This is a genomic window from Delftia sp. ZNC0008 (assembly GCF_000799035.1).
In the GTDB taxonomy this organism is placed as follows: Bacteria; Pseudomonadota; Gammaproteobacteria; order Burkholderiales; family Burkholderiaceae_C; genus Comamonas; species Comamonas tsuruhatensis.
On sequence record NZ_JTKZ01000221.1, the window covers coordinates 1 to 8,613 of the forward strand.

Below are 8,613 nucleotides of genomic sequence, written 5' to 3' on the forward strand. Positions count from 1 at the left end.
GCCAGATACCGTGCACGCCATGGGCGGCGCTGGCGCGCTGCAGGCCGCCGTCGATGCCACCCACACTCCAGCATCTGAAGAGGCAGTCGTGCCGCGTGGCTTCAAGCCCAAGGTGTTCTTCGCCAACGGTGGGCGGCCTGAAGACCAGATCCCGCTGGGCGGCTACCCGAAGGCGCCGGCCGCTGACGGAACCCAGGACAACCCGATGAATTCTGAGCTGGGGCGCAATGTGACCAACACCTTGGGCGCCTTGCCTGGTGCTGCTGGCCTGCCGGGTGCGGTCTCGCGCGTGGCCGGTGCCGGCGCAAATGCGCTGTCCGGTGCTGGCCAGGCGGCAGGGCTTGCTGGGCGCGCGGCCACAACTGCAGCACCTTTGGGCGTGCCCGCCGCCGGCGCCGTGGGCCTGGGCGCGGCATACGAGGCCGACCGGCCCGTGGGCGGACTGGCCTCCTATCGTGCCAACAACTCGCCAACCCCCACTGCAGCTCCCGCAGCCGGCGTCGCCACTGGCACAGGCCTCGCCGGCTCCGGCGCGCCAGGGTCAGCCATGGGCCCGCCCAGCTCGGCCGCGCCACAGGAAGTCCAGCCCGGGATCTTCCGTCAGGGCAACAGCTTCGGCGACAGCGCACAGAGCGCGGCGCTCGGCGCCCAGCCGCGCGGCTTGCCCTCCCGGCAAAACGACCTGGCCGCCCAGAACCTGGCCGCGCAATCAACAGCGCGCGGTTTCACGCCAGGCCAGCGCACCGAGGTCGAGCAGCCCCGTCTGGGCTTCCCGGGCTACCGAGCACCAACTATCGCCCACTCCGGCAACGACTGGCAGGCACGCAAAGACCTCCAGAACCTGGAGACCGGCGCGAGCAGCATCATGTTTCAATCCACGCGCCCGCACGGGGCGCGACCGGGTGGCACGCCCCCCGCCGTGGCAGCCTACCAGACCGCCCTGCAGACCGACGCTGCACTGCGCCAGGCCCAGCCAGGGCTGGACGCAGAGACCATGCGCCAGAACGCAGGCCTCATGCGCGAAGACATGCAGCAAGCCGGTGGCGTGCAGCGCGAGGCCATGCAGCAGGCCGGCGAAACCGGGCGCACCGGCATGCGCTTGGGCATCGAGCAGCAGCGCCTGCAGGGCGAGGCCGAAGCGCGCGGCTTTAAGACCCGGGCCCAGCGCCAGGAAGAACAGCTGCGCAATACGCTCCTCGATCCCAACGCCACGCCCCAGCAGAAGCAGCAGGCTCAGCAGTCCATGCGCGCGATTCGGGGGGATGCAGATCCGTCGCCCTGGAAGGTCACGGTCACGCCTGCGGTCAAGAATGCCGATGGTTCCACGAGCCAGGGCAGCATCATCCGCCACAACGCCGTCACGGGCGAGGTGCAGCAGGTGGATGCGGGGGCGAAGAGTCCAGTGGGGGCGAGCTACACGCCTACCAGCGACGCCGTGGCGCTGCTTAAAAGTAACCCGTCCATGGCCAAGCAGTTTGATGAGTTTTACGGGGTGGGGGCAGCCCAGAAAGCGCTGGCAGCGCGCTAGATTCAGCGGTGGAACTTCGCGAAGGGGTTTTCTTCAGCATTGTTCTGTTGGGCGGGTTGTTGCACCGGCGCATCGTTGCTTCGGCTGGAGTCAGGAATGGGGTTGCCTGAAAAGGCGGACGGGGCCTGGCCACCTGGCACGGCTACGCGCATCCCAGCCGAAGACAGCATCACCACCGATCCAATGGACAGCGGCACCAGAACAATGCCCAGGATGATCCCAGGCACGCTGGTGCTCGTCTTCCCATCCTTGTCGTTTGGCCACCTCGAGAAGGCCAGTACCCACAGCACCACGAAGCCCAGCACGGGCACAAGCATGAGCAGTGCCCATGCACCGTTGTGCCCGGCTCGCTGCAGGATGCGCCAAGCTGGAACGACCATCAATGCCGCAACGGGTGCGATGACAAGCAGTGCGATGAGCCAGTGAATGGCGCTGAAAGATCCCATATGCCTCTCCTGTGGAGGCACTTTAGCAGACGAGAGACGCTACTTTTTGCGCACTGCTCGGGGCGGTGCCCGCTTCGCTTGCTCTTCAATTAGGCGCATATCCGTTGGCGGAAGCGAGAACCTCGGCTCTCCTTGCAACCCTTGGGCAAGGGTTTCGAGCTTCCACTCGATGCGCTTCATTGCCTCGAGCGCTTCTACGGTCATGGGTGGAAGCGCAAAGATCTTCCCGTCCTGCTCGACAGACGGTGCCGGGCTATCGTCAAGGGTCTTGAGGATGCGCGCGACCAGCTCTGCGTTCATGGTCCGGTTGTTGGCCTTCGCAGCTTCGGCAATACGTTCGCGCACCCCATCAGGTAGCCGAAGCATGAACTTGTCCGAGTCGCGCCCGGTGCTGGAGGTTTTGGTGACCATGGGGCGAAGTATATCTAAAGTCACTGTGACGCAAATTTGCGCTTGACAAGGAGTCACGGTGCCGTACACTGCACCCATCAAGTCACGGTGACTTGTCCAAGGAGTGTATGGCTACGAATCAATCTCAAATCGACTGGCAGAAGACCGCCCTTCGTCTTCCCCGAGACCTGCATCAGCAGGTGCACGCCACGGCGCTGGCGGAGGATCGCTCGTTCAACGCGCAGATTGTCGCGATGCTTCGTGAAGGCGTTGCAACGCGAGAGGCCAAGGAGGCAAGCCATGCCTCACGAGGCTGAAAAAGGAAACGCCCCGGAAGGTAGGAGCTCCGGGGCGTTGGATGTCAGCAACCATTTGGAAGGAATCGACATGTTGGATTCTATTGCACTGACCATCGGGTCTACAAGCGTTCGCCAAGTAGACGGCCTGTTTTCCCTCAACGACCTGCACCAGGAGAGCGGCGGCTTGGCCAACCATCGCCCCGGCTACTTCCTCGACAACGAGCAGACCAAAGCGCTGCTGCAGGAAATCGAAAATGCCGGGATTCCGGCAGTTAAGACAAAACAGGGCCGCAACGGCGGCACCTACGCATGCCGCGAATTGGTCATTGCCTACGCTGCCTGGATCAGCGCCGCCTTCCATCTCAAGGTCATTCGTGTGTTCCTGGCCCAGGTAGCGCCTGTCGGGGAGCCCGGACAGATGAACCTGGACTACGACCGGATCAGCCCCGCCCAGGCGCAGGATCTGCGCGAGATCGTGCAGGCCATCGTGGACGCGGGCATCCAGAAGCACGCGGAGACCTGGGCTCGCTTCCAGAGAAAATTCAGAGTGAACAGCTACCTGGAGTTGCCGGCGGCACGGCACATGGAAGCGCGGCAGTACCTGATCGCCAAGCTGCCACAGGGCTACGCGCCGAACATTGTTGAGGAGGCAGCCCAGCCGGCCGGCTGGTCTCCCGAGCGCGTCAACAGCGCCCTGTCGCTGGTAGCTGAAGTCATGCCCCAGGTCTCCCGCGCGATCTTCGATGCCGTCATGACGGGTCAGAACTGGCAGGCCGATCGCTTCATGCTGAGCTTCGATGTCAACACGCGAGGCCTAGTCCCGCAAGCCAAGAAGATCGACAGCAACGCGTATGTCATACCGATGGACCGGTTCTATGACGCCATCGAAACCAGCATGAGCGTCGAGCCCGCGGTGCTGGCCCGCCTGGCCGCAACCTGCGCAAACCGGCTCGGCTCCATGGCTGGACGCCTGTCTGTGGCAAGTGGCACCTGAGTTTATGGTGCGCGGAATTTTCCGCACACCCCTGTTGAGGAGCCCGCTTCGTGCGGGCTTCGTCTTTGCGGGTCTGCTCCCTCTAGGGTTTGGCAAAAGACTTGACATGAAAAGAATGGGAGACCTTGTCCAACCCGTTCAAGGAGCACGCCATGTCTTGGGCCATCCCCGCCTTGTCGCACGAAACCCGCGAAACCATCCCCACCCGCGAAGCGGCATTCCATCTCCGTCGTTCCCCCGCGACCTTGCACGCCTGGTCTTGCGGCAGCCGCAACGGCCCCATCCAGCCCGTGCGCGACGGCGGCCAACTGCGCTGGCGCGTGGCCGACATCAAGAACCTGCTGGGCGTGGAGGGCTGAGCCATGAACTCGAAAGCAATGCCTACCCCCATCGTTGCCCTGCTCGACAAGGAGCCGCTCGCGGCCTCAGATGCACTGGCTGCCGGTGTCGTTCTTCCGCATGCCAGCGTCATCAAGCTCGTGCGCAAGCACAGGGCCAGTCTGGAGATCTTCGGCCCACTCAGATTTGAAATCCGAAAGGGTGTCGCACTTCCCCAGGGCGGCTTCGCCAAGGCCACCGAAATCGCGCTGCTGAACGAGCAGCAGGCAACCCTGCTGATCTCCATGCTGCGCAACAGCCCCATCGTGATCGAGTGCAAGGTTCGGCTGGTCGAGGAGTTCTACCGCATGCGAACGGCCCTGAGCCAGCAAGCCAAGGGCCTGTGGCAGCAGATGCAGGCTCTCATCGCGCAGGAGGTCGAATCCAAGGTCCGGGCGTCCTTCGGTTCCCGGCTCATGCTCGACCGCAAGCGCGACATCCCGCACTTCGAGTCGGAGCACCAGCGGCTGGAGGCAGAGATCCAGCCTTCGCTTCCGCTGTTTCACTGAGCGCAGGACGTCAGAAATTTTTCCGACACCCCAAGTGATACCCCAAACCTGGGCATCACTTGCCAGCGCCGCTCAGCTACTCGGCGTGTGGTTGGTGCCCCCGAGGATGGCTGAACTTTCAGCCGTCCTCAGGAAACCTGGCGCGGGTTCAGCGCGGCAGCATGGGCCGGCGCGTTCTTGACCCCAGGGAGCTTGTTCAGGAGGCAGGTGGCGTAGTCAGCGGCAAAGCAAGCCGTCGTGGGGCCAATGGCAAGTGCTAACACGGCGGACCATCGCTGAAATGCGTTCACGGAAGATCTCCAAGCAGAATGCAAAAGGCCCGCACGCGGCGGGCCTTTTGTTGAGTCAAAGGGATCAGCCTTCGACCTTTTCCTCGGTCACGGCGGCGGCCAGATTGCTGGCCCCGAAGGCCTCGGTTGCCTCATCGAAAGCACGAGCCAGGCAGCGCATCTCTTCCGAATGTTGCTGCATCTGCGCGATGAAGGCGGTGGAAGTGGGTTGTTGCGTGCTCATAGGCATTCCTCGGTGGTGGTTGCGGACTTCAGAACCAACCAGCGTCCCTGCTGGCTGGCGATGATTGGTCTATGTTGCGGGTCTCGTTGGATGGATTGCATCAACAAGGTCTGAAATTCTTGTAGGCGAGCGTTGCGACCAAACAGCTTGAGCGTATCGGCAGCATGTTCGAGGCGCGAATTGTATGCACCTAGCGTGGCAGCGCGATATGCGTTTACGGTGACCTCAATGGCAGCTTGGTCTTCTTCTTCAGTGAGAACCTCGATTTCGGGCGACATGGTCACCTTCAGGAGCTTTAGCCACTTGCCCGTGAGCGAGCCACGATGTGACAGCACAAGTTCACATGTCGCAGCAGCAATCGACTCGCCCGGCGCAAAGACGCCATAGGGGATGACAGCTTGCTGTGCTGCTTGAGGGGAAGTGCCGGCAAGCGCCTCCTCAATCCACTGGAGCTTGCGGTCCACTTCGTCAGGGAAGCAGTCGTACTCTTCGGCCTCGCTACGCCACTTCGCCCGCGTCGCTTCGAAAGTGTTTCGGTCAAACTGTCTGAATTCCATGCGGCAATAGATTTTTTGAAGTTTGTGAGAGTGTAGTTACATTCTTTCATGGCAAGTAGTGATATTGCATACAGTAGTCAACTTTTGATTGGATTGCAATAAATTGCATTGGGTTGGTCTGCAGGTGTCGACAAATTTTTGCTTTAATATCATGAGGTTGCGTTCGGAATTTAGGAACCGTTTGAGCATGTGAGCGTAACTGCCACTTGCGCAATACCGTAGGCTGAGCAATAGCGGCTCTGCATAGAGTTCGCTCTTCGGAGGAATCGGGCAGACATTGGGCTCATGGCACATCAACCCCTCCTCATCCTCTCTGGTGCGCTGTTCCTGGCGCTTGTGTTGGTCTGCGTAGCCCTGGGCGCGGCGTATCGTGCGAGGGCGGCGGCGCGCCGGGCTGAAGCGGGCGCGCGGCCGGGCAACGCAGACCTGGCCTATGTGCGCGACGTGCTGCTGCTCACGCGCCGCGAGTTCGACTTCCACGGCGGCTGCGTGGCCACCGACCGGCCAGACTTGCCCCTGTCGCCAGACACCAGCTGGACCGTTGATTTCTCCAGGGCGCGCGCGGCTATCGACGTCGCCATGGATTTGCTGGAGCGCGCGGCTCCCCGTACTGGTGATGAATGTTCTGCTGGAAGAACCTGCCTGCCGACTGGGCCGCTTTCAGTTCGCTCCGAATATGTGTCGGTGCCTTCGAGCGCTCATGACTCAGCCAAGCCTGTACGTGATGAACGTCAAAGCAAGTAGGGAAAGCGATTCCCGTGCCCTGTGCCTTGCCACGGATAGCATGGCCTCACCACAACAAGGAGGCCTCTCCATGAAAATCGCATTCCTCGCAATCGCCCTGGCTGCTGCCACTTCTGCGCAGGCCGGCGACCTGTTGCCAAGCCATGGTTCAGGCGCTACGTTCGCCTCGGGCAAGTCCGCTGCGTCGTCCCTGTCCTTCGAGGCTGCTGGACGCAAGGGCAGCAAGCGTGTCGGCGGCTCAGGCAAGAGCGGGAAGGGCGGGCACTACGTGGGCGGCCGCAAGTAAGCTGGTGCCGCGTTGAGCAGAGGCCCGCTTCGGCGGGCTTCGTCGTTTCTGGGCTACCCGCGCATCAGCAGCGTCAGCACCCCCAACACCACAGCCAGCAGCACGATGGCCAGCGCGGCCAGGCCCACCGTCACGGCCGGGCTGTTGTCGTCGTCTTCCTCCCGCTCCCCGTCTCTGCCTTCCATCGTTCCTCCAGTGCACGGCCAGTGGATGATCCTATGCACCAGCAAGGTGCCGCTGCATTGGGATCATTCCTGAGCAGCCCTGCACACTTCTGCGATGACCCCCTGTAGGGTTCGACCGCCCCACACCTCTCCTTGAGAGTGGGGGGATGGCACAGAACCCATTCGCAAAGTTCCATCCCGAGTCGGAGACCGACGGAGGGTCCAACCCGTTTGCGCGCTTCCATGAAAAGTCGCCACCGCGTAGCGGCCTCGAGGCAGTAAACGACACCGTCATCGAATTCGCCAACGCGGCGGCTGGCGGCGTCTCTTCCGCTGCCAATTTCATCAAACCTGGAAACGCGGTCTCCGGCTGGATCGACAAGAACATCGTCCAGGCAGGCGAAGCCAAGCAGACCCCAGTCGTTCAAGCTCAGAAGCAGCAGCTCAAAACCGAGATCGACCAAGCCGGTGGCGTGATGGATGAGCTTGGCGCGGTGGGCGGGTACATCGTGCGTAATCCTGTGCTCGCAGCAGCCCAGGCAGCTGGCTCGTTCGTTGGGCCGGGCGCTGCGGTGAAGGGCGTTGGTGCTATTGGCCGCGCGACCGGACTTGGGGCGAAGGGTGTCGAGCGTGCCGCTCAGGCGGGTGGTGTAGCTGCTGGTGCGGCGATGGCGGGCGGGGATGCAGCGGGCACAGCCTATGACCTCGCGAAGAATGCTGGCGCCACGGAGGATGAAGCTGTCTCTGCAGGGCGCGGCGCCAGTGTCATCCCGGCCATTGTGGGCGGGGCCAGCGGCGCGTTTGGCGCCGAACGTCTATTGGCCGGTGGCAAGGGGTTCGCGGGCGGCACTGTTGCACGCGCGGCGAAGACAGGGGCGAGCGAGGCGGCTCAGGAGGCTGTTGAGGAAGGCGTCACGCAGTACGAGGGTCAGCGGGCGGCCATGCCATTCGACCCGACCATTGATCCATCCAAGGGCGTAGCTGCTGCTGCTGGCATGGGGGCGGCCCTGGGTGGCATCACGGGCGCTGGCACGTCGCTGCTGACTGGTCGGCACGGTGGGGCGGGGGAGAACGGCGCGGCCGAGGCCGGCCAGGCGGCAGATGCTGCACCTCAGCCACCCGGCGCAGAGCCTGCGGGCCTGCCGGATGTTGCAACCTACGGCTCCGCCATCGACCAGATGGTTCGGCCCGAGAGCCAGCAGCAGTACCGGGATGCTCTGGCGCGGGCCCAGGACGAGTCCCTAACCCCCGAGGACCGGAAAGCCGCGGCGGACTCGCTGCACCAGGCTTTCAGCCCAGATCTGTTCCAGCAGGTCAGCGAGAACCAGGCCGATGGCGAAGTGCCCACCGGCCTGGCCAAGGTCCGCGACGAATTCGTGCGCCAGTTGAGCGCCCAGCAAGAGCCCGTGATCGATGAAGCCCGGCTGCGCGAGCAGGGCATCACGCCCGCACCGCAACTGGATACCACGCGCATTGATGCTGCCATTGGCGCGCAGCGTCCGTCCGAGGAAATGGGTTTGGATCCTGCTGCTGGCTCGCTGTCCGCAGCTGCTGCCCTGGCCGTGGATTCCGGCGCGGCTGCTCAGGCCCAGCAGGCAGATGCCCTGGCTCAGGCCGCCGAGGTGGCCGCCCGCGCGCCAGCCAAGAAGAAGGCCTCCGAGCGTCAGGTCACTGCAGACCCCGCCACCGGAGAGATCGCGGGCGGGGCCCTTGCCACCTGGACCGATGAAGACCTGTCGAACGCATTCCGCTCTGCCCAGGCCAAGAACGTGCGCCTGCAGCTGGCGCGCGAGCTGTCGCGCCGC

At 63.5% G+C, this 8,613-nt stretch carries 12 protein-coding genes and 1 pseudogene; 8 read left to right on the forward strand and 5 right to left on the reverse strand.

Annotated elements, in window-relative coordinates; genetic code table 11:
* Positions 1-1,528, forward strand: a 1,528-nt coding sequence (locus L995_RS33730) for a hypothetical protein (protein ID WP_052195766.1), incomplete at its 5' end; no start/stop codon positions are given.
* A gap of 2 nt (positions 1,529-1,530) precedes the next feature.
* Here L995_RS33730 and L995_RS34245 read toward each other — a convergent pair.
* Both L995_RS34245 and L995_RS07430 read right to left on the reverse strand, forming a co-directional pair.
* Positions 1,531-1,974 (reverse strand): hypothetical protein, encoded by a 444-nt coding sequence (locus L995_RS34245; protein ID WP_052195767.1) that lies wholly within the window; start codon positions 1,972-1,974, stop codon positions 1,531-1,533.
* A 39-nt stretch (positions 1,975-2,013) separates the two neighbouring features.
* The gene (locus tag L995_RS07430) at positions 2,014-2,385 is read right to left on the reverse strand and encodes an Arc family DNA-binding protein (protein WP_047470634.1); all 372 of its coding nucleotides are present in this window, start codon (positions 2,383-2,385) and stop codon (positions 2,014-2,016) included.
* A 107-nt stretch (positions 2,386-2,492) separates the two neighbouring features.
* On the opposite strand from L995_RS07430, the gene L995_RS32890 reads away from it, so the two are divergent.
* The 4 genes from L995_RS32890 to L995_RS07445 all read left to right on the forward strand — a co-directional run bounded on the left by L995_RS32890 (position 2,493) and on the right by L995_RS07445 (position 4,544).
* Positions 2,493-2,681 (forward strand): Arc family DNA-binding protein, encoded by a 189-nt coding sequence (locus L995_RS32890; RefSeq protein WP_156136008.1) that lies wholly within the window; start codon positions 2,493-2,495, stop codon positions 2,679-2,681.
* Entirely contained in the window at positions 2,665-3,657 is a 993-nt protein-coding gene (locus tag L995_RS31360; protein ID WP_082001513.1) for a KilA-N domain-containing protein, read from the forward strand. Before L995_RS32890 ends, L995_RS31360 begins: the two co-directional genes overlap by 17 nt.
* 152 nt (positions 3,658-3,809) lie before the next feature.
* Positions 3,810-4,016 (forward strand): DNA-binding protein, encoded by a 207-nt coding sequence (locus L995_RS31870; protein ID WP_016454760.1) that lies wholly within the window; start codon positions 3,810-3,812, stop codon positions 4,014-4,016.
* Between the two features lie 3 nt (positions 4,017-4,019).
* Positions 4,020-4,544: a Rha family transcriptional regulator gene (locus L995_RS07445; protein WP_016454761.1), complete on the forward strand. Its 525-nt coding sequence runs from the start codon at positions 4,020-4,022 to the stop codon at positions 4,542-4,544.
* 354 nt (positions 4,545-4,898) lie between these two features.
* Here the strand turns inward: L995_RS07445 and L995_RS32895 are convergent, their stop codons facing one another.
* Positions 4,899-5,057: a hypothetical protein gene (locus tag L995_RS32895; protein ID WP_156136009.1), complete on the reverse strand. Its 159-nt coding sequence runs from the start codon at positions 5,055-5,057 to the stop codon at positions 4,899-4,901.
* Entirely contained in the window at positions 5,054-5,614 is a 561-nt protein-coding gene (locus L995_RS07450) for a hypothetical protein (RefSeq protein WP_047470638.1), read from the reverse strand. The genes L995_RS32895 and L995_RS07450 overlap by 4 nt, the downstream gene beginning before the upstream one ends.
* 285 nt (positions 5,615-5,899) lie before the next feature.
* On the opposite strand from L995_RS07450, the gene L995_RS32900 reads away from it, so the two are divergent.
* Both L995_RS32900 and L995_RS07455 read left to right on the forward strand, forming a co-directional pair.
* Positions 5,900-6,358 carry a hypothetical protein gene (locus tag L995_RS32900; protein ID WP_156136010.1) on the forward strand — a complete coding sequence of 153 codons (459 nt, stop codon included), beginning with the start codon at positions 5,900-5,902 and terminating at the stop codon, positions 6,356-6,358.
* Positions 6,359-6,428: 70 nt separating this feature from the next.
* Positions 6,429-6,644 (forward strand): hypothetical protein, encoded by a 216-nt coding sequence (locus tag L995_RS07455; protein ID WP_133073492.1) that lies wholly within the window; start codon positions 6,429-6,431, stop codon positions 6,642-6,644.
* A 53-nt stretch (positions 6,645-6,697) separates the two neighbouring features.
* On the opposite strand, the gene L995_RS34630 is transcribed toward L995_RS07455, so the two are convergent.
* Complete coding sequence (locus L995_RS34630; RefSeq protein WP_269431521.1) at positions 6,698-6,829, reverse strand: hypothetical protein; 132 nt, start codon at positions 6,827-6,829, stop codon at positions 6,698-6,700.
* 146 nt (positions 6,830-6,975) lie between these two features.
* Between L995_RS34630 and L995_RS07460 the strand changes: the two are divergent.
* A pseudogene (locus L995_RS07460) lies at positions 6,976-8,613 on the forward strand (hypothetical protein); the annotation flags it as partial.

Bases quoted from the DNA above. Each gene is read 5' to 3' on its own strand.
- L995_RS07455 (WP_133073492.1), top strand. From the start codon at position 6,429: ATGAAAATCGCATTCCTCGCAATCGCCCTGGCTGCTGCCACTTCTGCG.
- L995_RS34630 (WP_269431521.1), bottom strand. From the start codon at position 6,829: ATGGAAGGCAGAGACGGGGAGCGGGAGGAAGACGACGACAACAGCCCG.
- L995_RS07430 (WP_047470634.1), bottom strand. From the start codon at position 2,385: ATGGTCACCAAAACCTCCAGCACCGGGCGCGACTCGGACAAGTTCATG.
- L995_RS07450 (WP_047470638.1), bottom strand. From the start codon at position 5,614: ATGGAATTCAGACAGTTTGACCGAAACACTTTCGAAGCGACGCGGGCG.
- L995_RS07445 (WP_016454761.1), top strand. From the start codon at position 4,020: ATGAACTCGAAAGCAATGCCTACCCCCATCGTTGCCCTGCTCGACAAG.
- L995_RS31360 (WP_082001513.1), top strand. From the start codon at position 2,665: ATGCCTCACGAGGCTGAAAAAGGAAACGCCCCGGAAGGTAGGAGCTCC.
- L995_RS31870 (WP_016454760.1), top strand. From the start codon at position 3,810: ATGTCTTGGGCCATCCCCGCCTTGTCGCACGAAACCCGCGAAACCATC.
- L995_RS32900 (WP_156136010.1), top strand. From the start codon at position 5,900: ATGGCACATCAACCCCTCCTCATCCTCTCTGGTGCGCTGTTCCTGGCG.
- L995_RS32895 (WP_156136009.1), bottom strand. From the start codon at position 5,057: ATGAGCACGCAACAACCCACTTCCACCGCCTTCATCGCGCAGATGCAG.
- L995_RS34245 (WP_052195767.1), bottom strand. From the start codon at position 1,974: ATGGGATCTTTCAGCGCCATTCACTGGCTCATCGCACTGCTTGTCATC.
- L995_RS32890 (WP_156136008.1), top strand. From the start codon at position 2,493: ATGGCTACGAATCAATCTCAAATCGACTGGCAGAAGACCGCCCTTCGT.